Below are 25,894 nucleotides of genomic sequence, written 5' to 3'. Positions count from 1 at the left end.
GATCTGGCGGCGGGAAGGAGCTATCAAGGGTTATGGGCACCGTCGCCGTCGGAGGGTTCGTGCGGAACAACCCCGTCGTAGGGCTGACGCTGCTCGTCGGTGCGGTCGTGCTGTCGCTGCTGGGGCTGGGCCACGACGGCCCGGCGCGGCTGCTGGCCACGGCCTACGTCGCGGTGATCGTCGCGGTGACGGCGGTGGGGATGGTCAAGGACATCCTGCGGGGTCACTGGGGGCTCGACATCCTTGCCGTCATCGCCATGGTGGCCACGCTGGCCGTCGGGGAGTATGTCGCGGCCCTCATCATCGTGTTGATGCTCACCGGTGGCGAGGCGCTGGAGGCCTTCGCGGCCCGACGGGCTCGGGCGGATCTCACCGCGCTGCTGGACCGGGCTCCGCGACGGGCCCGGCGCCTGGACGGGGACGGGGGCCAGACCGACATCGAGGTGGACGCGGTGCGTCCCGGCGACGTGCTCCTCGTGCGGCCGGCCGAGGTCGTGCCCGTCGACGGGGAGCTGCTGGACGCGGGGGGCGTCTTCGACGAGTCGTCGCTGACGGGGGAGAGCCTGCCCGTGGAGCGGGTGCGCGGCGAGGCGCTGATGAGTGGGGCGGTCAACGGCGAGCGGGCCGTGCGGATGCGGGCCACCGCGATCGCCGCGGACTCGCAGTACCAGCGGATCATCGCCCTCGTCGCCGAGGCGGAGGGGTCCAAGGCCCGGACGGTGCGGCTCGCCGACCGCTTCGCCGTGCCCTTCACCGCGGTCTCGCTGGTCATCGCCGGACTGGCCTGGTGGGCCTCCGGCGACCCGGTGCGCTTCGCGGAGGTGCTGGTGCTGGCCACCCCCTGCCCGCTGCTCATCGCCGCACCGGTGGCCTTCATGGGCGGCATGAGCCGGTCGGCGCGGGCCGGCGTCATCGTCAAGGGCGGGGCGACCCTGGAGGGTCTGGCCCGTGCCGCGTCCGTCGCCTTCGACAAGACCGGCACCCTGAGCCACGGCCGACCCACCCTCGCCGCCGTCCGACCCGCCGCGGGTCTGACGCAGGACGACCTCCTTCGCCTGGCCGCCTCCACCGAGGCCTTCTCCTCCCACGTCCTGGCCGACGGGGTGCTGCGGGCCGCCGAGGAGCGCGGGCTGCCGCTGTCTCCCGGCCGGGAGGCGTACGAGATCGCGACGAACGGTGTCCAGGCGTTGATCGAGGGACGCACCGTGCGGGTCGGCAAGCTCGCCTTCGTCCGGGAGGTGGACCCCTCCGCCTCGACCACGCCCCTGGAACCGGGGCAGACCGCGGTGTCGGTCGCGGTGGACGGGCGCTTCGCGGGGAGTCTGGTGCTCAAGGACGCACTGCGCGACAACGCGGCCGCGACCGTGCAGGTGCTGCGGGACCGGGGCGTGGCCAACGTCGCCATGCTCACCGGTGACAACGAGGTCACGGCACGCACGCTGGCCGACGGGGCGGGCATCACGCAGGTGCACGCCGGCCTGCTGCCGGAGGACAAGGTGCGCCTGGTCAGCACCCTGCCGCCCCCCGTGGTGATGGTCGGCGACGGGGTGAACGACGCTCCCGTGCTGGCCGCCGCCGACGTGGGGATCGCCATGGGCGCCCGCGGGTCGACCGCCGCCAGCGAGTCGGCGGACGTGGTCATCGTCAAGGACGACCTCGGTAAGGTCGCCATGGCCCTGGAGATCGGGCGTGACACCTACCGCGTCGCGATGACGGCGATCCTCATCGGTGTCGTGCTCAGCCTCGGCCTCATGGTGGTGGCCGCCTTCGGTCACATCCCCGCCGTCGTCGGCGCCCTCACCCAGGAGGTCGTGGACCTCGTGTGCATCCTCTACGCGCTCCGCGCGCTCGCGGGCCGCACGAGCCACCCCGACCTCGAGCTGGCGAGCGGTCGGTCCCGGACCGGCCAGGGTATGCCGGTGCTGGGCGGGTCCGCGGCCGGACAGGGCACCTGATCTACGGTGGTGGCGTGCCGATGACGCGGGCCGCCGTCCTGAGCTGGCGGTTGGAGCGGCACCACCTCGGGGCGAGGGGTGCCGACTCGGTCGTCGACGTGGTGGAACGGCTGGTGGCCGTGCCCGCCTGGTCGGGGGACGCGGCGCTGGCCACCGGGCTCCGCCTGGACCGGTCCGCGACCGCCGCTCCCGGGGACGAGCCGGAGGGTGGAGTTGCCGGGATGCTGAGGGCCGCCCTGGCTGACGGCCGGCTGGTCAAGGTGTTCACCTTCCGCGGCGCGACACACCTGATGACACCGCGGCAGGCGGCCGACCACCTCGCGCTGCGGGCTGCCGGTCGGATGTGGGAGCGGTCCAGCTGGGTCGAGCACTACCGTCTCCCTCCGGCGGCCTGGCCGGACCTGCGGGCCACGGTGCGCGGGGCGCTCGCCGACGGCCCGTTGCCCCCGGTGGCGGTGGCCGAGGTCGTCGCCCGCGACCCTCGCTGGGCCCACCTGCGCGAGCCGCTGTCCACCCTCGGCACGTTCCTCAAACCCTTCTTCTGGCAGGGCGACGTCTGCCTCGGCCCGGACGCCGACGGCACCCCCACGCTGGCGGCCCTCGAGGACAACCCGCGCTGGCCCGGACTGCCCGAGCTGGACGAGGTAGGACGGCGGGCGGTGACCTCGTACCTGTCCGCCTACGGCCCGGCCGCGCCGGCCCGGCTGCACTACTGGCTGGGGGAGGGTCTCGGAGCGGGGAGGCGCCGCATCGACCGGTGGCTCACGGACCTCGCCCCGGCACTGGCCACGGTGGAGGTCGACGGGGAGGAGGTCCTGGTCCTCGCCGACGATCTCGAGCAGGTGGTCGGCGGGCCGGCTGAGGACGGGCAGGCCGCACAGTCCGTGCGGCTGCTGCCGGGCCACGACCAGTGGGTGCTCGGCCCCGGCACCGCCGACACGACCGTGGTCCCGCCCGAGCACCGGCAGCAGGTCACGCGCGGTGCCAACCTGCTCCTGGTGGGTGGCGTGGTGAGGGGCGCCTGGACGGTGCGGGACGGGGTGCTCGCGGTCACCCTGGGGGCGCATCCGACGGCGGTCCGGTGGTGGACCTGCTCACCGGGCCGCTCGCCGACGACCTCGCCGACCAGGTGGCCCGGGTCGGGGGGCTGCGGGGGGAGAGCCTCGACCTGGTGGTCGAGTCCCCAGGGATCCGGCGAGCCTGAGGCTGGCGATGTCCTCGTACGACTACAGTCGTAGTCCGACAACGCTGTCCACGAACGAGGACAAGACGATGGCCATCAGGACGCAGGTGGAAGAGCTGGGTCGGGCCTTGCGGGCGCGGCGCCTCTCGGCCGGGCTGAGCCAGGAGGCGGTATGCCGCTCGGCCGGGGTCGCCCGGTCGTGGTTGTCGAAGGTGGAGGCGGGGCATCACGGCGGCGCCGAGGTGCAGAAGGTGCTCGACCTCGCGGCCGTCCTCGGGCTGACGGTCTCGCTGATCCCTGCCGAACCCATGGATCCGTCCCGACCGGCCAGGCCGGCCTCCACCCCGGCTCTCCCTCCGCCGACGCCCGCCCGGCCACCTGCCTGGTCCGGCGGCGACCCGTTCGATCACCTCTTCGACTAGGTCGGGGCCCGGCCTCCCCTCGCACCCGGTCCGAGGATGTGCCCGATCCGGCACCTTTCGCTGCCCTTCCGGCCGCGTTCCGGCGCCGCGTCACGGCTCGAGACTGCGAGTGCACCGGGAGGAGCAGCTCCGATGGCCGCTGAGCGCACGCATCGCGCGACGGAGCCGCAGCCTGCGCAGGCCGGGCCCAGGCGCGGACATGGCTCGGGACCGCAGCGGGCGCCGGGAGGGCCGGCCGGGTGGCTGCCGCAGGCGGCCGGCAACCGGGCCGTCGCGCACCTGCTCGCGGCGACCGGTCCCACCCCCGTGGTCGCCCGCCAGGAAGCGGATGCGCAGGAGATCCCGGTGCTGTCGGTGGAGAACGCTGCCCTGCTCTCTCTCTTGTGCCACGACCGGGTGGAAGACATCGCGCCCATCTTCAGGAGGTACGTCGAGGATGATCGCTACGGCCAGGACCTGCACGACGCCTACTGGGGGTTCTCCGCGCTGGGCCGACAGACAGCGGTGCAGGACGGGCGGAACCGGCGGTCGACGCCCGAGGAGCTGGAGCGCCTGGAGCACCTCTCAGGGCTGTGGTCCGGCGTCCGCGAGCGGATCACGGCCGACAACGCTGCCACGGCCCGGCGCACCCTGGCCCGGGCGCAGGCCCAGGCTCTGGCACTCCAGGTGCAGCTGGTCTTCGCCTACCGACAGGCGATCCTTGCAGGTCAGGGTCCGGAGGAGATCGATCTGACGGGGAGCGACAAGTCGCTGAAGTTCGTCGCCGAGCAGGTGGTCTCCCTCCTGAGCGCCATCAACACCGCCCAGGCCGCCGACGTGGGGCGGGACGTCGCACCGCTGGTGCAGGTCCTCGACAAGACCCTGACGGTGGTCAACGTCTTCAGCGACTGGCAGCAGACCGGCCCCTCGGCGACGACCGACTGCACCGCCCCAACGCCGAGGTCGGCGGTCAGCCCCTGCACACCTACCTCGTGGGGGTCTTCAGGGCGGGGAGCGCCGGGGGGGTGCCGCGACCCTCGGAGACCGTGGTGGAGTTCTTCGACGAGCGGCGCGACATGTTCGACACGGTCGAACGTGACGTGATGGGCCAGGGCTGGGACACCATCCCTACCGAGCGCAGCTGGATCTTCTTCGATTCCGTGGACCCAGGTCGGCTCAACCGGTGGGTGCACCGCAACCGCGAGACCATCTGGCGCCTGCTGTACGGCCCGGACATGGAGCTCCCCTGACCTACCCGCTGCGCTCCAGGACGGTCGTGCCGTCCACCTCGACCCGGAAGCTGCTGGTGGCCAGGTCGAGGTGGACCCGCAGGACGTGCCGGGCGCCGTCCGTGTCAGTGCCGGCGACCTCGTAGGTCAGCTGCTCGTTCGCCCTGTCCACCACGCTGACCCGGCCCCGGGTGAGCCAGGGGTGACGACGCCGGAGCGCGATCAGCTCCCGGTGGTGAGCGAACATCTCCCACCCGAGTCCGATCTCGGCGGGCGTCCCGGGCAGGGCCGGACGCAACGGCGTGTCGGCGCCCCAGGAGGTGCCCTTCTCCCCGCGGAAGGCGAGCTCGTCGCCGTAGTAGACGCTCGGTATACCGGGCACGGTCATCAGCACCACCGCCGCCAGCGCGGCGCCGGCGTCACCGACCGCGCTGGCGATCCGGGTGACGTCGTGGTTGCCGACGAAGGTCTGCATCGGCACCTCCTGCGAGAACTCGTCGTGCCGCTCCAGCCCCCACGCCAGCTCCCACAGGTTGCGGTCCGCGAGGGAGGACCAGATGCCCTTCCACAGCTCGTACTGCGTCACCGTGTCCAGGGTCCCCGCCCGCGCGATCGCCGGGTAGTCGCCGTGGATCACCTCACCGAGGAAGAGGGCGTCGGGGAACTCCTGGCGCACCCGCCCCAGCACCTCGGCCCAGAACTCGGACGGCACCGCGTAGGCCACGTCCAGGCGCCAGCCGTCGGCGCCGCGGCGCAGCCAGTGCAGCATCACGTCGGTCACGAGGTCGGCGACGGCCGGATCGTCGTGGTCGAGCTCGGCGAGGTCGCCGTGCCCCTCCCAGGGGCGGGTCGGGCCACCCTGGACGAGCGGGTGGTCGATGCCGACGTGGTTGAAGACGCCGTCGAGCATGATCTGCAGACCCCGGTCCTTGGCCTGCTGCACGAACCGGTCCCAGTTGGCGTCGTCGCCCAGGCGGGGGTCGAGGGTGTGGTGGTCGAGGGTGTCGTAGCCGTGGCTCGTGGAAGCGAAGACGGGGCCGAGGAGCAGGCCGTCGCAGCCGAGCTCGACGACGTGGTCGAGCCACGGGACCAGCCGCAGCAACCGCGGTCCGTCGGCCCCCTCCCGGCGCCGGAGGGGGGCACCGGTGGCGCCGAGGGGGTAGACGTGCCACCAGATGGTGGAGGTGTCGGGCATGAGGGTCTCCTGTTGAGTCACGATCAACAACAGTGTTGAGCGTAGGTCAACAAGGGCTACGATGGCAAGCGTGACGACCGGACCCCACACCCCCCGCCGCCGGCTGAGCGTCGACGAGCGACGGTCGGCGATCCTCGACGCCGCGCGGGCCTGCTTCTCCTCGGCCTCCTACCCCGCGGTGTCCGCCACGGAGGTCGCCCGTGCCTCCGGGAGCTCGACGGGGCTGGTCTTCCACTACTTCGGGAGCAAGGCGCAGCTCTACGCCGAGGTCGTGCGGGGAGCGGCCCAGGACCTGGCGGACGAGCAGGTGAGGGCGCAGGCGGCGCTGCCGGAGGGTGTCCCGGTGCGGGACCGGGTGCGCGCCCGGGTGCTCGTGCAGCTGGACCACGTGGCCGCTCGTGGCACCGCCGACGGGCTGCCCCTGGGTGGCGGTGAGGAGCCGCCGGAGGCCGTGGCTGTGCGCCGGGAGGCGCGCGAGGCGCAGGTCGAGGCGCTGCGGCAGCTGCTGGCCGTGGGCGACGGCGTGCGGCACAGGTATGCCGTGCGGGGCTGGCTGGGCCTCCTCGACGAGGTCTGCCGCCGCTGGGTGGAGGCGGGGTGCCCCGAGTCCGAGCGTCACCCCGCGGTCGACGCGGCCCTCGGTGCGCTGGAGGGGGCGCTCGGGGACTGGCGGGCCTAGTCGGGCTGCACCGTCCAGCTGGGCGGCTCGTCGTCCCCGGACTCCTCGTCCCGCTCCGCGTCCTGCGAGGTCTGGTGCACGACGCCGGCGGCGTGGTGGACCGGGGCGTAAATGGCGTAGAGGCGCATCGGCTCCTCCCCGGTGTTGATCACGTCGTGCCAGACCCCCGCCGGGACCTGGATCGACCACCCGTCCTCGACGTCCTGCTCGAAGGTCAGGTCGTCCTTCGCAGGGCCCATGACGCACCGGCCCCGGCCGGCGTCCAGGCGCAGGAACTGGTCGGTCCCCGGATGCACCTCCAGCCCGATGGACTCACCCACCGGGATGGACATGAGCGTGACCTGCAGGTACTTCCCGGTCCACGCCACGGTCCGGTAGGTGTCGTTGCGGCGGGTGGCCTGCTCGATGTCGAAGGCGTTGGGCTCCGGGCCGTTGTCGGTGACGGTCATGGCGTCCTTCCTGGGTCTGGGGTCGATCGCTGACCCCAGCATGGCCGACGCCGGCTCGACGTGCCACCGTGCGTCCGGCCCCTCCGCGACGACCTAGGCTGACCGGTATGACGAACCCCCCTCCTCACGCGCCGCTCGCCGGCGTCCGCGTGCTCGAGCTGCAGGGGCTGGGGCCCGCGCCGCACGCCGCCATGGTCCTGGCCGACCTCGGCGCCGAGGTGACCCGGGTCGAGCGTGTGGGCGGACGGGGCCTGCAGCTCATGGACCCGGAGCAGGACCCCGCGCTCCGCGGCCGGAGCCGGACCCTGACGGTCGACCTGAAGAGCGACGAGGGCCGGGACCAGGTGCTGGAGCTCGCGCAGGACGCGGACGTGCTGCTCGAGGGCTTCCGCCCCGGGGTCGCGGAACGCCTCGGGATCGGGCCGGACGCCGCCCTGGGGCGCAACCCCCGGCTGGTCTACGTGCGCATCACCGGCTGGGGCCAGGACGGTCCCTGGGCCGGGCACGTGGGGCACGACCTCAACTACGTGGGGCTCACCGGGGCCCTTCACGCCATCGGGGAGGCGGACCGCCCGCCGCCGCCGCCGCTCAACCTCATCGGCGACTTCGGCGGGGGGTCGATGCTCGCCGTCGTCGGCGCCCTGGCGGCGCTGGTGGAGCGGGCCTCCACCGGGCGCGGGCAGGTCGTGGACGCCGCGATGGTCGACGGCACCGCGATGATCTCCCAGATGCTGCTGTCCCTCGTGGGCGCGGGCCACTGGAGCGAGACCCGGCATAGCAACCTCCTCGACGGCGCGGCCCCCTTCTACCGGACCTACGCGTGCGCGGACGGCCGCTACGTCGCTGTCGGACCGCTGGAGCCGCACTTCTACGCCCGGCTCCTCGAGGGCCTGGGGCTGGACCCCGCGTCGCTGCCGGGGCAGTACGACCGCTCCGGGTGGCCCGTGCTCCACCAGACCTTCGAGCGCGTCTTCGCCGGCCGTGACCGGGACGCCTGGGCCGCGCACTTCGAGGGCACCGACGCCTGCGTCACCCCCGTGCTCACCTTCAGCGAGGCCGCGGACCACCCCCACCTGGCCCAGCGCGCGACATACCTGCGCACGGACGGGCGGCAGCAGGCCGCCCCGGCCCCCCGCTTCTCCCGGCCGGCCCACCCCGCCCCGCAGCGATGAGCACCTCCGCGACCCCGGCTCCCGGGTCGGACCGGCGCTCGCTGACGCGGTTCGCCTGGCTCGCCATCGCGACCGCGATCGCGACGATCACGCTGAAGACGGCCGCCTGGGTGGTCACCGGCTCGGTGGGTCTGCTCTCCGACGCGGCGGAGTCCGTGGTCAACCTCGTCGCGGCGGTCGTCGCCCTGGTCACCCTGCGGATCGCCGCCCGGCCGGCCAGCAAGGCCTACCACTACGGCCACAGCAAGGCGGAGTACTTCTCGGCGGCCATCGAGGGCGTCATGATCTTCATCGCCGCGAGCGTCATCCTCGTCAGCTCCGTTGAGCGGTTCATCAACCCCCAGCCCCTGTCCGACGTGGGCCTCGGACTGGTCATCGCGGTCGTGGCCTCCGTGCTCAACGGCACCGTCGCGATGGTGCTCCTGCGCGCTGGTCGCGTGCACCGCTCGGCCGTCCTCACGGCCGACGGGAAGCACCTGCTCACCGACGTCTGGACCTCGGTGGGCGTCGTCGTCGGGGTGGGCCTGGTCGTCCTCACCGGGTGGGACCGCCTGGATCCCGTCGTCGCCTTCGCGGTGGGCGTCAACATCATCATCACCGGCTGGAAGCTCATCGCCGACTCCGCCCAGGGGCTCATGGACGTCGCCTGGTCCAAGGAGGACAACGCCCGGCTCACCGAGGTCCTGCGCGCCCACCTCAGCGCGGACGTCGACGTGCACGGCGTCCGGACCAGGCAGTCCGGGCACCGTCGGTATGCCGAGATGCACGTCCTCGTCCCCGGCGGGTGGAGCGTCACCCGGGGCCACGACGTCGTCGAGGACATCGAGCAGGCCGTCAAGGAGGCCTTCGAGGGCTGCGAGGTGACCACCCACCTGGAGCCCCGGGAGGACCCCAGGGCCTACGACGACTACGAGGTGGAGATCGCGGTCGCCGCACCGGAGCCGGACACCGAGGAATAGATACCCCCTTGGGGTATGTTGGGCGGTCATGACCGAGCACCACGACCACGAGCACCACGACCACGAGCACCACGACCACCACGACGGCGGGCACGGGACCACGTCGCCTCGTTCCGACGGTTGTTCTGGGTCATGCTCGCGCTCGCCGTCCCTGTGGTCGGGTTCAACGGGATGTTCGCCCAGCTCCTCGGCTACCCGCTGCCGGACGCGACATGGGTCCGGTGGGTCTCACCGGTCCTCGGGACGGTCATCTACCTGTGGGGCGGCCGTCCCTTCCTGACGGGCGCGAGGTCGGAGGTCGACGACCGTCGCCCGGGGATGATGCTGCTCATCTCCCTGGGCATCACCGTGGCCTTCGTCGCCTCCTGGGCCTCCACCCTCGGCATCCTCGGGCACGAGCTCGACTTCTGGTGGGAGATGGCCCTCCTGGTGGTCATCATGCTGCTCGGCCACTGGGTCGAGATGCGCTCCCTGGCACGCACCACCTCCGCCCTGGACTCCCTCGCGGCCCTGCTCCCCGACGAGGCCGAGCGGGTCGAGGGCGGGGAGATCGTCCGCGTGAGCCCGGCCGACCTCCGCCTCGGGGACGTGGTGGTCGTGCGACCGGGCGGGTCGGTCCCGGCGGACGGACGTGTCGTGGACGGCACCGCCAGCATGGACGAGTCGATGGTGACCGGGGAGTCGCGCCCGGTGCGCCGCGGCGTCGACGACCCCGTGATCGCGGGGACGGTCGCGACCGACTCGGGCCTGCGCGTGGAGGTCACCGCCACCGGGGAGGACACCGCCCTGGCGGGCATCCGTCGGCTCGTGGACCAGGCCCAGTCCTCCACCTCGCGGGCGCAGCGGATCGCCGACCGGGCCGCGGGGTGGCTGTTTTGGTACGCCCTCGGCGCCGCCGGTGTCACCGCGCTCGTGTGGTCCCTCCTGGGCGCGCCGGAGTCCGCGATCGTCCGCGCGGTCACCGTGCTCGTCATCGCCTGCCCCCACGCCCTCGGCCTGGCCATCCCGCTCGTCGTCTCGATCGCCACCGAGCGCGCGGCCTCCGCGGGCGTCCTGGTCAAGGACCGGCTGGCGCTGGAGTCGATGCGCACGGTCGACGCGGTGCTCCTGGACAAGACCGGCACCCTGACCAGGGGTGAGCCGGCCGTCACGGCCGTGGTCCCCGCGGGCGGGCACGAGGCCGACCGGGTCCTGGCCCTGGCGGCGGCCGCCGAGACCGACAGCGAGCACCCGCTCGCGCAGGCCGTCGTCGAGGCGGCGCGGCGCAGGGGCCTGAGGGTGCCGGCAGCGAGCAGCTTCTCCTCCTCCCCGGCCGTGGGGGTGAGCGCCGTGGTGGAGGGGCACGAGGTCGCGGTCGGCGGACCCCACCTCCTCGAGCAGCACGACCTGGCCGAGCTCGAGGCCGTTGGCCCGTGGCGGGAGGAGGGCGCGATCATCCTGCACGTCCTGCTGGACGGGGAGGTGGTGGGTGCGCTCCGGCTCGCCGACGAGATCCGGCCGGAGTCCCGCGCGACCGTGAAGGCCCTGCACCGGGCCGGCACCCAGGTGGTGATGATCACCGGGGACGCGCAGGCGGTGGCCGACGCGGTCGCCGCCGAGCTGGGCATCGACCGGGTCCTCGCGGGCGTCCGGCCCGAGGACAAGGCGGCCACGGTCGCCGGGCTGCAGCGGGAGGGCCTGAAGGTCGCCATGGTGGGGGACGGCGTCAACGACGCGCCTGCCCTCGCGCAGGCCGACGTGGGCATCGCGATCGGTGCCGGCACCGACGTGGCCATCGGGTCCGCCGGCGTCATCCTCGCCTCGTCCGACCCCCGCGCGGTGCTCTCGGTCGTCGAGCTGTCGCACGCCGCATACCGCAAGATGACGCAGAACCTGTGGTGGGCGGCCGGCTACAACATCCTGGCGGTCCCGCTGGCGGCGGGGGTGCTGGCCCCGGTGGGCTTCCTCCTGCCGATGAGCGTCGGGGCGGTCCTCATGTCCGTCTCGACCGTCGTCGTCGCGCTCAACGCCCAGCTCCTGCGGAGGCTGGACCTGCGCCCCGACGCCGTGGTGGCCGACCGCTGAGGAGCGTGCACTAGATTTCGCCCTCGTGAGTGCCCAAGCCCCCGCCGCCGTCATCCTCGTCCGCGCGCTGCGCTTCACCCCCAACCCGGCGACCGCCGCGGACAACGCCTTCCAGGCGGACGCCCCCTCCGGGCAAAGCGTGGACGACACCGCCGCGCAGGCGCTGGCGGAGATGGACGCCCTCGCCGCGGCCCTGCGCGCCGTGGGGGTGACCGTCCACGTCTTCGAGGACGAGGACCACACCCGCCCGGACAGCGTCTTCCCCAACAACTGGCTGTCGACGCACGCGGGCGGGCTGGTCGCGGTCTATCCGATGTACGCCTCCAACCGCCGCCACGAGCGCCGCGCGGACGTGCTGGAGATGCTCAAGTCGAGCTACCGGGTGCAGACGATCGTGGACTACTCGGGCCTGGAGCCGGACGGGATCTTCCTCGAGGGGACGGGCTCGATGGTCCTCGACCACGTCTCCCGCGTCGCATACGCCGCGCGCAGCCACCGGATGGACTCCCACGTCCTGGAGCGCTTCTGCACCGACTTCGGCTACGAGCCGATGGCCTTCGACGCCGTGGACTCCACCGGGATCCCGATCTACCACACCAACGTCATGGCCTGCATCGGGACCGACGTGGCGCTGGTCGCGCTCGACCTCATCCGCGACGAGCACCGGCGCGAGCAGGTGCGCGAGCGGCTCACCGTCAACGGCAGGCGCGTCATCGAGCTGACCGAGGAGCAGGTGCGGGAGTTCGCCGGCAACGCCGTCGAGCTGTGCGGCCGCACACCGGAGGGTCGCCGGCGCCACGTCATGACGATGTCGGGCCGGGCCCGGCGCAGCCTCACCCCCGACCAGGTGGCGCTCATCGAGGAGTCCTGCGAGATCCTCGCGGTCGACATCCCCACCATCGAGCTGGCCGGAGGCTCCGTGCGGTGCATGATCGCGGGGGTCCACCTGGACCGGCGGCCCGCCACCGAGCCCGACTTCACCCCCGCCGTCGAGGGCATCGACGAGCATCCCCACACCGCTGACGGGCGGGACCTGGCGGACGACTAGGGCCGGTCGAGGTCGGCGCGGACCCGCTGCTCGTCCTCGTCGCTCAGGCCGGCACCCCGGGGCCGGGTGCGTCCGGTGACCTCCCAGGCCAGGACGTCCCGCAGCGTGTCGCGCAGCGGGCGGGTGGTCAGGCCGGCGGCCCGCGCCTGCCCGGTGCCGAGGGTGGCGAAGCCCCGCAGCTCGGCCATGGGGAGCCACAGGGGCATCGAGCACGGGCCGGCCCAGGGTGCCACCCCGAGCTCCAGCAGCCGGGCTGGGTCGACGGGTCGCGCCCCCGCCGGCCCCCCGGCGACGTGCTCGGCGGCCTCCAGCACCGTCCCCAGGGTCGTCGTCGGGCCGGTGGCGTTGAGCACGCCCTCGGTCCGGTCCTCGACGAGCAGGACCAGCCAGGCGGCCAGGTCGCGCACGTCGATCAGCGCCGTCGGCAGGTCGGGGTCGTCGGGCACCAGCACGTCCGGGCCGCTGGGGTGGGCGAAGCGCCACGGCCAGTAGCCGGAGCGGCCGGACTCGTCCCCCGGGCCGCCGATCAGCCCGGCCCGCACCACGGCGGCGGGGGCGGGGGCGGCGAGGACGACCTGCTCGCAGGCCAGCTTGGCGGCGCCGTAGTCGCCCATGTCCTCGTAGCGGTCCCCGGAGAGGGGCTCGACGACCGGCGCGTCCTCCGAGCGGTCGACGTCCGCGCCCTCGGCATACACGCTGGCGCTCGAGACGTAGACCCACTGCCTCGTCCGCAGCGCCCTCACCGCCTCCCGCACCCGGCCCGGCTGGTCGGTGACGTCCAGGACCGCGTCCCACACCCGGTCCGCCACCGACGCCAGCGCCTGCGGGTCGTCCCGGTCGGCGCGGACCAGCCGCGCACCGTCGGGTACCGGGCGGGTCCCCCGGGCCAGGCAGGTCACCGCGTGGCCCCGCCGCAGCGCCTCCCGCACCGTCTCCCCGCCGAGCCAGCCCGTCCCGCCGAGCACCAGGATCTCCATACCTCACCCGACCACACAGCGCGGGCGCGAGCGCACCTTGCCACGGCCATATCTGGCAGATACAGTGGCACGGGTGAGCCGCCGCACGACGACGAGGTATGCCGTCCTCGGCATGCTCACCCACGGGCCGATGACGGGCTACCGCCTGCGCGAGGAGATCCGCGCCTCGGTGGGACACTTCTGGCAGGAGAGCTTCGGGCAGCTCTACCCCACGCTCCGCGACCTGGAGCAGGAGGGGCTCGTCGCGCGCGTGGGCGGCGGGGCGGACCGGGGCGAGCCCGTCGAGCTCACCCCCGCGGGACGGGAGGCGCTGCGCGCGTGGCTCGCGCAGGAGGCCCGGTCCCTGTCGCCGGAGCGCCACGAGCTGCTCCTGCAGCTCTTCTTCGGCCGGCACGCCGACCCCGGGGTGATCGCCGCCCACCTGGACCGCCACCGGGAGCGCCTGCTGCAGGCGCGCGAGCGCTACCGTCAGATCGAGCAGTTCGTGCGCGCCGAGACCTCTCCCGACCAGCCCTACTGGCTGGCCACCGTCCGGCACGGCGTGCTGCTCGTCGAGGCCGGCCTGGCGTGGAACGCCGAGACCGCCGCCCGGCTCGCCGAGGAGACGACGTGACCGCACCCACCCGAAGGACCCTCGCGCTCGCGGGCGCCATCGTCGCCGCGGGCCTCAGCGCGCTCTGGGTCGGGGTCGTCCCGGACCGGGCCGGGACGACGACCGGGCTGCAGGCGTCCGCGATCCGCTGGGGCCATCCCGGGGCGTGGGCCCTGCTGGCGGCCCTCGGGCTGGCCGTCGCCGCCGACGCCCCGACGCGGCTGCGGGACGTGCTCGCCTGGTCGGCCCTGGCCTGTTACGCGGCCTTCGTGGTGGCGCTGCTCCTCTGACCGGGGGAGAGTGGGGTGGTGGGCACCGTCAAGCACTGGGACCGGGTGGCGGACAGGTATGACGCGGCCACCGCGCTCCTCGAGCGGCGGCTGCTCGCCCGGGGTCGGGCGTGGGCGGTGGGCCGGGCCCGGGGGCGGGTCCTGGAGATCGGCGTCGGGACTGGCGCGAACCTCGCCCACTACGACCCCGGCGTGCGCCTGACGGCCCTGGACGCGAGCAGCGCCATGGTCGACCGGGCGAGCGTTAAGGTGGGCCGGGGCGGCCCCCGGGAGGTGGAGCTGCTGGTCGCAGACGCCGGTGCGCTCCCCTTCGACGACGCCGGTTTCGACGCGGTGGTGTCGACCTACGTCCTGTGCTGCGTCCCCGACCTCGACCGGGTGCTGGCCGAGGCGCTGCGCGTGCTCCGGCCGGGGGGAGACCTGCTGCTGGCCGACCACGTCGAGTCCAGCTCCTGGCCGGTCCGGCTCGGCCAGCGCGCCCTGGAGCGGGTCACGGTCCCCGCGGCGGAGGAGCACTTCACGCGCCGGCCGGTGCGGGTGCTGCCGACCGACCGCGTGGAGGTGGTCGCGACGCACCGCCACACCCTCGGGGTGATGGAGGCGGTGCACGCCCGACGTCTGGACCTCAGCCCACCCGGGTCGGCGTGACGGGCGCGACCGCGCAGGCCCGCTCACCGCTGAGCCGGGCGTGCAGCGCCCACCCGAGGGCGATGACGGCGAGCGCGGCGAGGACGGGCTGGACGGGGGCGAACCACTGCAGGGCGCCGGCGTAGCCCAGCGCCAGCAGCACGATCTTGTTGCACACGGGGCAGCCGACGGCGAAGAAGGTCAGCACCCCGCCGAGCATCCCCCGGCGCCCGCCGCTGTCGGGGACGGGCGGGGCGGCGACCCGCCCCGGCTCGCGGACGTAGCTGGCCAGCACCAGCCCGCTCAGCGCGGCGGTGACGAGCAGGACCGGCCAGGCCCAGGACGTGGTCGCGATCTCGCGGCCGAAGACCGGGTTGGGGACGAGCACGGTGGGGATGCCGATGAGCAGGACGGTGCCGACCGCCGCGGCCAGAGCCGACCACCAGCGACGGGCGCTCCAGCTCCGCAGGGTGTCCAGGTGGGCGCTCAGCATGCCCCCCAGGGTATCTGACTCAGCGGCGGGCGGCGGCGCGGTCGAGCCGGCCCTGACGCACGGCCAGGAGCACCCCGGCCACGGCGCCGAAGAGGTGGGCCTGCCAGGAGACCCCCTGCTGCACGGGCAGCACCCCCCAGATCATCGACCCGTAGACGAGCACGACGAGCACCCCGACCAGGGCCTGCCCGAGGCGCCGCGCGACGAAGCCGTAGACGGCGAGGAAGGCGGCATACCCGTAGACGACCCCGCTGGCCCCGATGTGCACCGTCCCCGGCCCGCCGAACACCCACACCCCCAGGCCGCTGAGCAGCACGACCCCCACCGTGACCGACCACAGGTGCCGGGTGGTCAGCGCCAGCAGAGAGCCCAGCACCAGCAGCACCACCGTGTTGCTGATGAGATGGCTGAACCCGAGGTGCAGGAACGGGCTGAGCACGATCCCCTGCAGGTGGCCCGGGTCGCGCGGGCGGATGCCGAACTGGTCCAGGCTCACCGGGGCCACCTGGTCGACCGTCTCGGTCACCCACATGAGGGCGAGCAGCACGACGACCGGGACCAGGCGGCGGACCCAGGCGGGCGAGCCGGCCCGGGCAGGCGGGTCGGCGGGTCTCCACGTGGTCACCGGCCCACCCTACGGCGGTAGGGTCGACGGTCGTGCTGCACGCCCTGGTGGACCTGGCCCCCCTGCGGGTCAGCGCCCCCTACCGGCGGCTGTGGGTGAGCGGCGTGCTGGGCGGGGTGGGGCACCAGGTCGCGGTCGTGGCCGTCCTGCTGCAGGTCTGGGAGAGCACCCGCAACCCCTTCTGGGTCGGGGCGATCGGTCTGGTCCAGGCGGTCCCGATGATCGTCCTCGGGCTGCTCGGCGGGCCCCTGGCCGACGTGCTCGACCGCCGGGTCGTGGCGCTCTGGTCGACCACCGGCCAGGCCGTCGTCGCCCTGGCGCTGGCCGGGCAGCTACTGCTGGGGCCGGCGCCCCTGCCGGTCCTGCTCGGCCTGATCTCGCTGCAGACGGCGTGCAACGCCGTGGGTGCTCCGTCGCGACGCACCTTCGTGGTCCGGCTGCTCCCGCGCGAGCTGGTCGCCGCCGGCGTCACGCTGCACATGATCGCCTTCCAGATCGGGGTGCTGGTGGGGCCTGCGCTCGGCGGGGTGCTCGTCGCCGCGACCAGCCCCCCGGCGGGCTACCTCGTCAACGCGCTGACACTCGTCGTCTCCTGGTGGGCGGTGCTGCGGCTCCCGCCGATGCCGCCGCTGCGCGAACCCGCGGACCCGCGCGAGCCCGCCGACCCGCGCGAGCCCGCCGACCCGCGCGAGCCCGCAGAGCCGCGGGAGCCCGCCGAGCCGTCGCCGCCGTCGGTCGGGCCGGGCCGTCGCGACACCCGCGCGGCCCGGTATGGCGCCGCACCCGACGCGCGGGGTCCCTGCTCACCGAGGGGGTCGCGCTGGTCGTGCGGGACCGGGTGCTCCGCGGGTCCTTCCTGCTCGACCTCGCCGCGATGCTCCTGTCCTTCCCGGTCGCCCTCTTCCCGATGATCAACGAGGAGCTCTTCGCCGGGGACCCGCGCACGCTCGGTCTGTTCATGAGCGCGCTCGCCGTCGGTGGGGCCGCCGCCGGCCTGGTCTCGGGCCTGGTGTCCCGCAGCGACCGGCTGGGCCGGGTCCAGCTGCTCGCCGTTGGGGTGTGGGGCCTGGCGATGCTCGCCCTCGGGCTCGGGGCGCTGGGCGGCGTGGTCTGGGTCGTGCTGGGCGCCCTCGTGGTGGCCGGTGCGACGGACGTGGCGTCGGTCACCTCCCGCGCCGCGACGGTGCAGCTGGCCACCCCGGACAGCCACCTGGGACGGGTCAGCGCCGTGGAGCACGTCGTCGGCGTGGCCGGCCCAGACCTCGGCAACGCCCGGGCGGGCCTCGTCGCCGGGCTGACGACGCCGGCGGTCGCGGCGGTGCTCGGGGGTGCCCTGTGCCTGGCCGTGACCGGGTGGGTGGCGCTGACGCACCGGGAGGTGGCGCGCTTCCGGGTGCGCCGGGGCTGAGGCGTCAGCGCCAGCCGAGCTCCGCGGCCACGTGCAGGACCTGCTCGATCACGTGGGCGCAGTAGTCGACGCCCAGCTGGTTCGGCACCGTGAGCAGCAGGGTGTCCGCGGCGGCCACGGCCTCGTCCTGGGCCAGCTGGGTCACGAGCTGGTCCGGCTCGGCCGCATACGTCCTGCCGAAGGTGGCGCGTCCGCCCTCGAGCATGCCGACCTGGTCGGAGCTGCGGCGCTCCAGCCCGAAGTAGGCGTGGTCCTGCTCGGTGACGAGGGGGAAGATGCTGCGGGACACCGAGGTGCGGGGTGCCCGGTCGTGCCCGGCCTCCGCCCACGCCTGTGTGAAGAGCTGGATCTGCTCCGCCTGCAGCTGATGGAAGGGGATCCCGGCGTCCTCGGTGAGCAGGGTCGAGCTCATGAGGTTCATCCCCTGCTCGGCGGCCCACCGCGCGGTGGCCCGCGAGCCCGCGCCCCACCAGATCCGCTCCCGCAGCCCTTCCGAGTGCGGCTCGAGCCGCAGCAGACCGGGCGGGTTGGGGAACATCGGGCGGGGGTTGGGCTCGGCGAAGCCCTCGCCCTCCAGGGCCTGCAGGAAGGTGGCGGTATGCCGTCGCGCCATGCCCGCGTCGGTCTCCCCCTCGGCGGGGTGGTGGCCGAAGTGCCGGTAGCCCTCGATCACCTGCTCCGGCGACCCGCGGCTGATGCCCAGCTGGAGGCGGCCCCCGGAGATGAGGTCGGCGGCGCCGGCGTCCTCCACCATGGAGAGGGGGTTCTCGTAGCGCATGTCAATCACGCCCGTGCCGATCTCGATCCGCCGCGTCCGTGCCCCGACCGCGGCGAGCAGCGGGAAGGGGGAGGCCAGCTGCCGGGCGAAGTGGTGCACCCGGAAGTAGGCGCCGTCGGCCCCCAGCTCCTCCGCGGCGACCGCCAGGTCGATCGACTGGTGCAGCACGTCCGCGGCGGAGCGGGTGGCCGACTGGGGGTGGGGTGTCCAGTGGCCGAAGGACAGAAAGCCGATGCGCTTCATACGGATGGACAACGTCGCGGGGCTGCAGGCATTCCGCCGGTAGGATCGCGGGTCGTGAGGCAGGGAGAGGGGGAGCGCTCGGACGCCGTCGTCCCGCCCGTCCCCCTCGTCGCCGACCGGCTCACCGACCGGCTCGCCTGGCACCGCCGGCGCCCGACCGCGTGGCGGCACCCCGGCTTCCCACGGCTCACCCTGGCCTGGGTGCTGACCAACCTCGCCGACAGCACCCTCTTCCTGGTCCTGGCGGTGTGGGTGAAGGACCTCAGCGGCAGCGACGCGGCGGCCGCGGTCACCTTCGGGCTCATGGGGCTGCCGGCCCTGCTCGCGCCGTTCTTCGGCCAGCTCGCCGACCGCACCTCGCGCCGGTCCCTGCTGGTGCTGGCCAACGGCGCCGTGGCCGCGGTGGTGCTCGTGCTGCTCCTCGTGCGCACCGCCGAGCAGGTCTGGCTGATCTACGCGGTGACGCTGGTCTACTCCGCCATCACCTACCTCACCGCCTCCGCCCAGGCAGGCCTCGTGCGCGACCTGCTGCCCGACGAGGCGCTCGCCTCCGGCAACGGGGTGCTCACGACGATCGACCAGGGCTTCCGGCTGGTCGCGCCCCTGGTCGGCGCGGGTCTCTACGTCGCGGTAGGGCCGCACGCGGTCGCCGCCTTCGTGGCCGTGGTCTTCGGGCTGGCCGCGGCCGTCCTCGCCTCGCTGCGGGTCAGCGAGACGCCGCCCCAGCCGAAGGAGGAGCTGGGCACGTGGTGGTCGGAGCTGTCGGCCGGCTTCCGGCACCTGTCCCGGACGCCGCCGCTGGGTCGGCTCACCGTCCTGCTCGCGGTCGCCTTCGGGGCGATGGGCGTGGTCAACGCCGCGATCTTCCCCTACCTGGAGCAGGGCCTCGGGGTGCCCGCGAGCGCGCTCGGCGTGCTGGTGAGCATCCAGGGCCTGGGGGCGGTGGTCGGCGGGGTCGTCGCCGCCCGGCTCATCGGGCGGTGGGGCGAGGTGCGGCTGCTCAGCGTCGCGGTGCTCGTCCTGGGGCTGGCGGCGTTCCTGCTCCTCGTGCCCGCCCCGGCGGCGGCCGTCCCGGCCTTCCTGCTGGCCGGTGCCACGGTGAGCTGGATCGTGGTCGCCTTCGTCACCCTGCGCCAGCGGCTCACGCCGCCCCACCTGCAGGGCCGCACCGCCGCGGCGATGAACCTGGCCCTCAACCTGCCCCAGACCCTGGCCACCCTCGTGGTCGCGGCGGTCATCGCCGCGGTCGACTACCGGTGGCTGATCCTGCTCACCGGGGCCGGGGTGCTGCTCAGCGCGGCCGGGGCGCCGTGGCGGCACCGAGGCGCTGGCGCAGGTGCTGGGCCGTGAGCGTGTCCGACGACTCGACCATCTGGGCGGGTGTCCCCTCGAAGACGATCCGCCCGCCCTCGTGCCCCGCGCCGGGACCGACGTCGATGATCCAGTCCGCCTGACTCACGACGGCCAGGTTGTGCTCGATGACCAGCACGCTCGTGCCCTGGTCGACCAGGCCGTGCAGCATCGCGAGCAGGGTGTCGGTGTCGGCCAGGTGCAGGCCGGAGCTGGGCTCGTCCAGGACGATGACCGGGGAGGCCCTGAGCTGGGAGGCCAGCTTGAGCCGCTGGCGCTCGCCGCCGGACAGGCTGCTCAGCCGCTGCCCCAGCCGCAGGTAGGGCAGGCCCACGTCGAGCAGCCGGCGCAGGATCGTCGCGGCCTTGCCGGTGGTGAACACCTCCGCGGCCTCCGCGACCGACAGCCGCAGGACCTCGTCGATCGCCAGCCCGTGCAGCGTGTAGCCGAGCACCTCGTCCTGGAACCTGCGCCCGCCGCACGCCTCGCAGGGGGTGGCCACCGGCGGCATACCGGGCAGCTCGGTGAAGATCTCACCGTAGCCGTTGCACGCCGGGCACGCACCCTCGGAGTTGGGGCTGAAGAGCGCGGCCTTGACGCCGTTCTCCTTGGCGAAGGCGGTGCGGATCGGGTCCAGCAGCCCGCTGTAGGTGGCCGGGTTGGAGCGGCGGGAGCCGCGGATCGCGGACTGGTCGACGATGAGCACCTCCTCCCGCCCGGCGAGGGAGCCGTGGACGAGCGAGCTCTTGCCGGACCCGGCGACCCCGGTCACGGCGACGAGCACCCCGAGCGGGATGTCGACGTCGACCCCGAGGAGGTTGTTGCGCCGGGCGTCACGCACCGGCAGGGATGAGGTGGCGCTGCGCACCGGCTCGCGCAGGGTCGGCCGCCGGTCCAGCAGCCGGCCGGTGACCGAGCCGGAGGCCTCCAGGCCCTCCCGCGGGCCGGTGTAGACGATCTGGCCGCCCTCGCTCCCCGCGCCGGGGCCGATGTCGATGACGTGGTCGGCGAAGTCGATGACCTCGGGCTTGTGCTCCACGACCAGGACCGTGCTCCCGGAGTCGCGCAGCTGGCGCAGCAGGTCGTTCATCCGGGCGATGTCGTGCGGGTGCAGCCCGACGGTCGGCTCGTCGAAGACGTAGGTGACGTCGGTCAGGGCCGACCCGAGGTGGCGGACCATCTTGACCCGCTGCGACTCACCGCCGGACAGGGTGCCGGAGGCCCGTGACAGGGACAGGTAGCCCAGACCGATGTCGACCATCGAGCGGAGCATCTCGGCCAGCGCCCGCTGCACCGGGGCGACGCTCGGCTCGTCCAGCGCCTCGACCCACCGCAGCAGCTCGCTGATCTCCATCTCGCAGCACCCGGGCAGGGTGGTGCCGCGGACGGTGGCGGTGCGCGCCGGCTCGTTGAGCCGGGTGCCGCCGCAGGCGGGGCAGGGGCCCTCGGTCGCGACCCGCTCCTTGAAGGCGATCATGTGCGCCTGCTTGGGCGGGCGCTCGCCGAAGAGGGTCTGCCGGATGCGGGGGACCAGCCCGAGGTAGGTCATGTTGATGCCGCCGACCTTGACCTTGGTCGGCTCGGCGTGCATGAGCCACCGCCACTCCTCCTCGGAGTAGTCGCGCAGCGTCTTGTCCGGGTCGAGGCGACCGCTCTCGGCGTACGCCCGCCAGCCCCATGAGTCGGGCGGGTAGCCGGGCAGCAGGATCGCGCCCTCGGTGAGGCTCCGGCTGCGGTCCACGACGACGTCCTCGTCGATCGCGGCGACCGTCCCCATACCCTCGCAGTCCGGGCACATCCCGCCCAGCACCTGGAAGCGCTTCACCTCCTTGACGGGCTTGCGGTCGGCCCCCTTGTCGATGCTGATGGCGCCCTGCCCGCTCACCGAGGCGGTGTTGAAGGAGAAGGCCGTCGAGGGCCCCACGTGCGGGGTCGACAGCCGGCTGAAGATGACCCGCAGCCAGGCCAGCGCGTCGGTGGCCGTGCCCACGGTGGAGCGGGGGTTGTTGCCCATCCGCTCCTGGTCGATGACGATCGCGGCCGTGAGCCCGTCCAGGTGGTCGACGTCGGGCCGGGCGGTCGTCGGCATGAAGGCCTGCACGAAGCTGGAGTAGGTCTCGTTGATGAGCCGCCGGGACTCGGCCGCGATCGTCCCGAAGACGAGCGAGGACTTGCCCGAGCCCGAGATGCCCGTCACCACGGTCAGCCGGCGCTTGGGCAGCTCGACGTCGACGTCCTGCAGGTTGTTGACCCGGGCGCCGTGCACGCGGATGGTGTCGTGGGCGTCGGCCGGGTGCGTCGGCTGCGTGCTCATGTCGCAGGACACTACGCCTGCCCACCGACAACCGGCCGGGATCCTACGCTGGCCTCATGACCGCCGACGCCACCGCCGACGCCACCGCCGACAAAGCCCTCAGGACGTTCTTCGACGGCGACCGGCTGCGCTCGATCCCCACCAGGCGCCGGGCCCGCGCGGCCGTCCTCATGCACCTGCTCACCCGCTTCGAGCGGGGGCGGGACTACCCCGAGCGGGAGGTCAACGACATCCTGCGCACGGCGCACGAGGATGTCTCGACGCTGCGGAGGGAGCTGGTCGACTACCGCTGGCTGGTGCGGGCCGACGGCGTCTACCGGGTCGTCGACGAGGTCCCCCGGCGCTCGGCGGACGAGGCGCAGGAGGTGCCGACGGACGAGGCGGAGCGTCTCGGCCGGGTGCCGCGGGCCTGATCCTCAGGCGCCGAGCCGCTCCCCGCGCCCGGCCAGCTCGTCCCCCCAGGCCGTGAGCAGGCGGCCCGCCGTGGCGAGGTCCGCCATCCCCGGGCCGCCCCATCCCAGCCGCACCGCCGTCGCCATGGGTGCTGCCCAGCCCGGCTCGAGGTGGCTGACCACCCGGGTCATCACCGCCGGGTCGCTGCTCCACCCGCCCCACCGCGGCAGGACCCAGCTGAAGGCGATCCGCGCCAGGCGACGGCCGGTGGCCCGGCACACCGCGACCTCCTCGGTCGGGCCTGGGCCCGAGCCCGGTCCCGCGCCCCCGGCCTGCTCCCGCAGACGCGTCAGCGCCCCGCGCCAGTCGCCCTGGACGCCCCGCGCCAGGTCGAGATCCGGCCGGTGCGGCGCGACCTCCCGCCCCGCGTCCGGCCCCCAGAACGGCGTGCAGAGCACCCGCACGTGGAAGCCGCCGTCGTGGCGGTCGGCCGGGTCCACCAGGGCGGACCGTGCGTCCACCAGGATCTCCACGGTGCTGACCTGCGGGTATGCCGCCCTCAGGCGGGCCTTCACCACCTCCAGGGCACGGTGGTCGTCCTCGGTCGGTGACCGGGTCAGCAGGACCTGGCCGTCGAGGTCGGACAGGCCCGGCCGGGCCGTGCCCCGCGGGATGCTGCCGTAGAGGTAGACGCTGTCGAGGTCGGCACCGAGGAGCGAGCGGACGGCCGCCACATACCCCCGCACCAGGTCGGCGAAGACCGGCTGCACCCGGGAGGGGTCGCCCTCGCGGCGGACGAACCCGTCCGCGTCCAGCCCGCGGTCGTCCGGCAGCACCTCAGACCACCCCGCTCGGCAGGACCAGCTCACAGGCGCCGACGACCAGGGCGGCCACGCACACGAGCCAGAAGAGCCCGACCCACAGGGTGGCCGGCGTCCCGGTGAGCCGCGCCAGCTGGTCGGCGTCGGACCCGCCCCGCCCGCGCCGCCGCCGCTCGCGCTGGAGCTCCACGACGGCGCGCGGGGCCGCGAGCAGGAGCGCCCAGACGACCAGGTACGCGGCGCCGCTCACCACCTCCCCCGACGCCGTCCAGGACAGCACGCCGACGGCCCCGCCGGTCACGAGCAGCACCGACCACCCGTAGAGGTTGCGCACCAGGAGCAGCATCAGCGCGCACAGCAGCACCAGGCCCCAGAGCAGCCCCGCCGCATACCCGTGACCGAGCACGAGCGCCCCGGCGAGGCCCATCAGGGCCGGTGCGGGGTAGCCCGCGAGGACCGTCGCCACCATCCCCGGACCCCGGGGGCGCCCGCGCGAGACGGTCACGCCGGAGGTGTCGGAGTGCAGCCGGATCCCGGTGAGCCGGCGCCCGACGAGGGCCGCGACCGTCGCGTGCCCGGCCTCGTGGACGAGGGTGACCAGATGCCGCACCACCCGGTAGCCGACCGGGCTCCAGGTGACGCCCAGCGCGAGCGCGCCCAGGAGCAGGCTGACCTGCCACGACAGCGGCGGCTGCGCGCCGGTGGCGCGGGTCCACAGGTCCAGGAGCACGCCAGCGAGCCTGCCAGACCCGTGCGCGGGTAGGTTCGTCCGGTGCACTTCACCGGCTACAGCACCCGCCTGGCGGCCTACGCGGTGCTCGTCGACGACCGGGAGCAGATCCTGCTCACCTGGTTCAACGGGGGCTCCCGGAGGGCGGGGGCGGGATGGTCACTGCCCGGTGGCGGGGTCGACTTCGACGAAGGGATCCGCGCGGGTCTCGTGCGGGAGGTGCACGAGGAGACGGGGTATGCGGTGCGGGTCGGCGAGCTGCTGGCGGAGCACCACTTCACGGGCCCGGCGCACGAGCGGGATGGTCGTCCTTTCCGGTCGCAGCGCCTCGTCTTCGCCGCGGAGATCGTCGGCGGCGAGCTGGGCACGACGGAGGTCGGCGGCACGACGGACTTCGCCCGGTGGGTGCCCCTGGCCGACCTCGCTGCCGAGCCGCTCGTCGACATCGTGCGGCTGGGCGTCCGGGCCTGGCAGGGGCGCGCCCACGCCGAGCGGCACCGGTTGCACGCCGGGCGTCTCACTCAGGTGGTGGGCGGGGTGAGCGACTGGGACGCCCCGACCCCGGTCGCCGAGTGGACGGCCCGGGACGTCGTCGGGCACCTCGTCGGCTGGCTGCCCGGCTTCCTCGCAGCGGGGTGCGACGTGGTGCTCGAGACCGGCCCCTCCGTCGCCCAGGACCCGGTCGGGGCGTGGGCCCACCACCGGGACCAGGTGCAGGCGCTGCTCGAGGATCCCGACCTCGCGCACCGGACCTACCGCCACGACCGGGTGCCGGACGCGCCGCTGGGCGAGGTCGTCGACCGCTTCTACACCACCGACGTCTTCCTCCACACCTGGGACCTGGCCCGCGCCTCCGGCCAGGACGACACGCTTGACCCGCCTACCGTCGCCCAGCTCTACGACGGCCTCCGCGCGGCCGAGGAGGTCATCCGGGCCAGCGGGCAGTTCGGCAAGGCGCAGCCCGTCCCGGACGACGCCGGCCTCCAGGACCGGCTGGTGGCGCTCATCGGGCGGGACCCTGGCTGGCGGCCGCCGGGGCGCGGGCCGTCCACCGGCTAGGATTCCGTCCTACGGAATCTTCTTCCGGTCGACGAGCAGGGTGGAGGCAGGCATGGGCGAGGACGCGCTGCTGCGCCAGCCGGAGCGGCAGCCCGGGGTGCAGTCGCTGGCCCGGGCGTTCGCCATCCTCGAGGCGCTCGCGGACGCCGGCGGGGTGGCCACGCTGTCGGACGTGGCCCAGCGGGTCGGGCTGCCGCTCGCGACCACCCACCGGCTGGTCCGCAGCCTCGTGGGCCTGGGGTACGTCCGGCAGGAGGCCAGTCGGCAGTACTCCCTCGGCCCGCGCCTGATGCGCCTCGGGGTCGAGTCGGGGCGGCGCATCGGGGTGTGGGCGACGCCGCGCCTGGCCGAGGCCGTCGCGGAGCTGGGCGAGTCGGTGAACCTGGCCGTCCTGGACGAGGACGAGATCGTCTACGTCGCCCAGGTGCAGCCCTCCACCCACCTGATGCGGATGTTTACCGAGGTCGGCCGGCGCACCCTGCCGCACACGACCGCGGTGGGCAAGGCGATCCTGGCGGAGGCTCCGGAGAGCGAGGTGCTCGCGCTCCTGCGGCGCACCGGGATGCCCGCCCGCACCCCGCGGTCGATCACCTCCCCGGACGAGTTCGTCGAGGTGCTGCGGCTGACCCGCCGACGGGGGTATGCCGTGGACGAGGAGGAGCAGGAGGTGGGGGTCCGCTGCGTGGCGGTCCCCGTCCCCGACGCGCCGCGGCCGATGGCCATGTCGATGTCGGGTCCCAGCGCGCGCGTCGACGACGCGGCGGTCGAGCGGGCGGCGGTGGTCCTGCGACGCGTGGCCGCCGCGCTGTCCCACGACCTCGGCGGGGTGGCGGAGGAGATCGTGCTCGGCTGAGGACGGG

27 protein-coding genes and 1 pseudogene are annotated in these 25,894 nt (G+C 74.2%); 19 read left to right on the top strand and 9 right to left on the bottom strand.

The window, feature by feature from the left end:
- Window positions 1–32 precede the first annotated feature (32 nt).
- From E3Z34_RS17055 to E3Z34_RS17035, 5 genes are all read left to right on the top strand, one after another.
- Window positions 33–1,955 carry a heavy metal translocating P-type ATPase gene (locus E3Z34_RS17055; protein ID WP_134774568.1) on the top strand — a complete coding sequence of 641 codons (1,923 nt, stop codon included), beginning with the start codon at window positions 33–35 and terminating at the stop codon, window positions 1,953–1,955.
- Window positions 1,956–1,975: 20 nt separating this feature from the next.
- Window positions 1,976–3,193 carry a DNA glycosylase AlkZ-like family protein gene (locus E3Z34_RS17050; protein ID WP_238695525.1) on the top strand — a complete coding sequence of 406 codons (1,218 nt, stop codon included), beginning with the start codon at window positions 1,976–1,978 and terminating at the stop codon, window positions 3,191–3,193.
- On the top strand, window positions 3,168–3,560 hold the full coding sequence (locus tag E3Z34_RS17045; RefSeq protein WP_238695255.1) for a helix-turn-helix domain-containing protein: 393 nt from the start codon (window positions 3,168–3,170) through the stop codon (window positions 3,558–3,560). Before E3Z34_RS17050 ends, E3Z34_RS17045 begins: the two co-directional genes overlap by 26 nt.
- A 132-nt stretch (window positions 3,561–3,692) precedes the next feature.
- The gene (locus tag E3Z34_RS17040; protein WP_134774566.1) at window positions 3,693–4,643 is read left to right on the top strand and encodes a hypothetical protein; all 951 of its coding nucleotides are present in this window, start codon (window positions 3,693–3,695) and stop codon (window positions 4,641–4,643) included.
- On the top strand, window positions 4,643–4,789 hold the full coding sequence (locus tag E3Z34_RS17035) for a hypothetical protein (protein ID WP_158288724.1): 147 nt from the start codon (window positions 4,643–4,645) through the stop codon (window positions 4,787–4,789). Before E3Z34_RS17040 ends, E3Z34_RS17035 begins: the two co-directional genes overlap by 1 nt.
- A gap of 1 nt (window position 4,790) precedes the next feature.
- Here the strand turns inward: E3Z34_RS17035 and E3Z34_RS17030 are convergent, their stop codons facing one another.
- A complete protein-coding gene (locus E3Z34_RS17030; RefSeq protein WP_134774564.1) occupies window positions 4,791–5,963 on the bottom strand; it encodes an alpha-amylase family glycosyl hydrolase in 1,173 nt (390 codons plus the stop codon).
- Between the two features lie 70 nt (window positions 5,964–6,033).
- Here E3Z34_RS17030 and E3Z34_RS17025 point away from each other — a divergent pair, with 70 nt between their 5' ends.
- Window positions 6,034–6,642, top strand: coding sequence for a TetR/AcrR family transcriptional regulator (locus E3Z34_RS17025; protein WP_238695254.1), 609 nt, complete (start codon window positions 6,034–6,036; stop codon window positions 6,640–6,642).
- On the opposite strand, the gene E3Z34_RS17020 is transcribed toward E3Z34_RS17025, so the two are convergent.
- Entirely contained in the window at window positions 6,639–7,091 is a 453-nt protein-coding gene (locus E3Z34_RS17020; protein WP_134774562.1) for a cupin domain-containing protein, read from the bottom strand. The genes E3Z34_RS17025 and E3Z34_RS17020 overlap by 4 nt on opposite strands.
- 107 nt (window positions 7,092–7,198) lie before the next feature.
- On the opposite strand from E3Z34_RS17020, the gene E3Z34_RS17015 reads away from it, so the two are divergent.
- The 4 genes and pseudogenes from E3Z34_RS17015 to ctlX all read left to right on the top strand — a co-directional run bounded on the left by E3Z34_RS17015 (window position 7,199) and on the right by ctlX (window position 12,334).
- Entirely contained in the window at window positions 7,199–8,263 is a 1,065-nt protein-coding gene (locus E3Z34_RS17015) for a CaiB/BaiF CoA transferase family protein (RefSeq protein WP_134774561.1), read from the top strand.
- Window positions 8,260–9,222, top strand: a complete 963-nt coding sequence (locus E3Z34_RS17010; RefSeq protein WP_134774560.1) for a cation diffusion facilitator family transporter — start codon at window positions 8,260–8,262, stop codon at window positions 9,220–9,222. Before E3Z34_RS17015 ends, E3Z34_RS17010 begins: the two co-directional genes overlap by 4 nt.
- 28 nt (window positions 9,223–9,250) lie before the next feature.
- Window positions 9,251–11,286 (top strand): annotated as a pseudogene (locus E3Z34_RS17005) (heavy metal translocating P-type ATPase).
- 25 nt (window positions 11,287–11,311) lie between these two features.
- Window positions 11,312–12,334 (top strand): citrulline utilization hydrolase CtlX, encoded by a 1,023-nt coding sequence (gene ctlX, locus E3Z34_RS17000; protein ID WP_134774558.1) that lies wholly within the window; start codon window positions 11,312–11,314, stop codon window positions 12,332–12,334.
- On the opposite strand, the gene E3Z34_RS16995 is transcribed toward ctlX, so the two are convergent.
- Window positions 12,331–13,311 carry an NAD-dependent epimerase/dehydratase family protein gene (locus tag E3Z34_RS16995; protein WP_134774557.1) on the bottom strand — a complete coding sequence of 327 codons (981 nt, stop codon included), beginning with the start codon at window positions 13,309–13,311 and terminating at the stop codon, window positions 12,331–12,333. The genes ctlX and E3Z34_RS16995 overlap by 4 nt on opposite strands.
- Window positions 13,312–13,384: 73 nt before the next feature.
- Between E3Z34_RS16995 and E3Z34_RS16990 the strand changes: the two genes are divergently transcribed.
- From E3Z34_RS16990 to E3Z34_RS16980, 3 genes are read left to right on the top strand one after another with little or no spacing between them, the layout of a single operon-like run.
- The gene (locus E3Z34_RS16990; protein WP_134774556.1) at window positions 13,385–13,924 is read left to right on the top strand and encodes a PadR family transcriptional regulator; all 540 of its coding nucleotides are present in this window, start codon (window positions 13,385–13,387) and stop codon (window positions 13,922–13,924) included.
- The gene (locus E3Z34_RS16985; RefSeq protein WP_134774555.1) at window positions 13,921–14,193 is read left to right on the top strand and encodes a hypothetical protein; all 273 of its coding nucleotides are present in this window, start codon (window positions 13,921–13,923) and stop codon (window positions 14,191–14,193) included. Before E3Z34_RS16990 ends, E3Z34_RS16985 begins: the two co-directional genes overlap by 4 nt.
- Before the next feature lie 18 nt (window positions 14,194–14,211).
- The gene (locus E3Z34_RS16980) at window positions 14,212–14,841 is read left to right on the top strand and encodes a class I SAM-dependent methyltransferase (RefSeq protein WP_238695253.1); all 630 of its coding nucleotides are present in this window, start codon (window positions 14,212–14,214) and stop codon (window positions 14,839–14,841) included.
- Here the strand turns inward: E3Z34_RS16980 and E3Z34_RS16975 are convergent.
- A complete protein-coding gene (locus E3Z34_RS16975; RefSeq protein ID WP_202976986.1) occupies window positions 14,819–15,313 on the bottom strand; it encodes a hypothetical protein in 495 nt (164 codons plus the stop codon). The two genes, E3Z34_RS16980 and E3Z34_RS16975, sit on opposite strands and share 23 nt — an antisense overlap.
- A 19-nt stretch (window positions 15,314–15,332) precedes the next feature.
- Entirely contained in the window at window positions 15,333–15,938 is a 606-nt protein-coding gene (locus E3Z34_RS16970; protein WP_134774553.1) for a rhomboid family intramembrane serine protease, read from the bottom strand.
- 32 nt (window positions 15,939–15,970) lie between these two features.
- Here E3Z34_RS16970 and E3Z34_RS16965 point away from each other — a divergent pair, with 32 nt between their 5' ends.
- Both E3Z34_RS16965 and E3Z34_RS16960 read left to right on the top strand, forming a co-directional pair.
- The gene (locus E3Z34_RS16965; protein WP_134774552.1) at window positions 15,971–16,849 is read left to right on the top strand and encodes an MFS transporter; all 879 of its coding nucleotides are present in this window, start codon (window positions 15,971–15,973) and stop codon (window positions 16,847–16,849) included.
- A complete protein-coding gene (locus E3Z34_RS16960) occupies window positions 16,813–17,346 on the top strand; it encodes an MFS transporter (RefSeq protein WP_134774967.1) in 534 nt (177 codons plus the stop codon). Before E3Z34_RS16965 ends, E3Z34_RS16960 begins: the two co-directional genes overlap by 37 nt.
- Before the next feature lie 4 nt (window positions 17,347–17,350).
- Here the strand turns inward: E3Z34_RS16960 and E3Z34_RS16955 are convergent, their stop codons facing one another.
- Window positions 17,351–18,367, bottom strand: a complete 1,017-nt coding sequence (locus E3Z34_RS16955) for an LLM class flavin-dependent oxidoreductase (RefSeq protein ID WP_134774551.1) — start codon at window positions 18,365–18,367, stop codon at window positions 17,351–17,353.
- Between the two features lie 54 nt (window positions 18,368–18,421).
- On the opposite strand from E3Z34_RS16955, the gene E3Z34_RS16950 reads away from it, so the two are divergent.
- Window positions 18,422–19,717 (top strand): MFS transporter, encoded by a 1,296-nt coding sequence (locus tag E3Z34_RS16950; RefSeq protein WP_158288723.1) that lies wholly within the window; start codon window positions 18,422–18,424, stop codon window positions 19,715–19,717.
- Here the strand turns inward: E3Z34_RS16950 and E3Z34_RS16945 are convergent.
- On the bottom strand, window positions 19,659–22,031 hold the full coding sequence (locus tag E3Z34_RS16945) for an excinuclease ABC subunit UvrA (protein WP_134774549.1): 2,373 nt from the start codon (window positions 22,029–22,031) through the stop codon (window positions 19,659–19,661). The two genes, E3Z34_RS16950 and E3Z34_RS16945, sit on opposite strands and share 59 nt — an antisense overlap.
- 56 nt (window positions 22,032–22,087) lie before the next feature.
- Here E3Z34_RS16945 and E3Z34_RS16940 point away from each other — a divergent pair, with 56 nt between their 5' ends.
- Window positions 22,088–22,444, top strand: coding sequence for a DUF2087 domain-containing protein (locus E3Z34_RS16940; protein WP_134774548.1), 357 nt, complete (start codon window positions 22,088–22,090; stop codon window positions 22,442–22,444).
- Between the two features lie 3 nt (window positions 22,445–22,447).
- Here E3Z34_RS16940 and E3Z34_RS16935 read toward each other — a convergent pair whose 3' ends face one another.
- Together E3Z34_RS16935 and E3Z34_RS16930 are read right to left on the bottom strand one after the other, a co-directional pair.
- On the bottom strand, window positions 22,448–23,260 hold the full coding sequence (locus E3Z34_RS16935) for a nucleotidyltransferase domain-containing protein (protein ID WP_134774547.1): 813 nt from the start codon (window positions 23,258–23,260) through the stop codon (window positions 22,448–22,450).
- A gap of 1 nt (window position 23,261) precedes the next feature.
- Complete coding sequence (locus E3Z34_RS16930) at window positions 23,262–23,975, bottom strand: M50 family metallopeptidase (protein ID WP_134774546.1); 714 nt, start codon at window positions 23,973–23,975, stop codon at window positions 23,262–23,264.
- Window positions 23,976–24,017: 42 nt separating this feature from the next.
- On the opposite strand from E3Z34_RS16930, the gene E3Z34_RS19295 reads away from it, so the two are divergent.
- A complete protein-coding gene (locus E3Z34_RS19295) occupies window positions 24,018–25,034 on the top strand; it encodes a TIGR03086 family metal-binding protein (RefSeq protein ID WP_238695252.1) in 1,017 nt (338 codons plus the stop codon).
- Between the two features lie 52 nt (window positions 25,035–25,086).
- Window positions 25,087–25,887 (top strand): IclR family transcriptional regulator, encoded by an 801-nt coding sequence (locus tag E3Z34_RS16920; RefSeq protein WP_134774545.1) that lies wholly within the window; start codon window positions 25,087–25,089, stop codon window positions 25,885–25,887.
- The last annotated feature ends 7 nt before the right edge of the window (window positions 25,888–25,894 follow it).

This window comes from Ornithinimicrobium flavum, from assembly GCF_004526345.1.
Lineage (GTDB): Bacteria > Actinomycetota > Actinomycetes > Actinomycetales > Dermatophilaceae > Ornithinicoccus > Ornithinicoccus flavus.
Note: the sequence above shows the minus strand (reverse complement) of the source record. Positions and strands in the feature narration are given on the sequence as shown.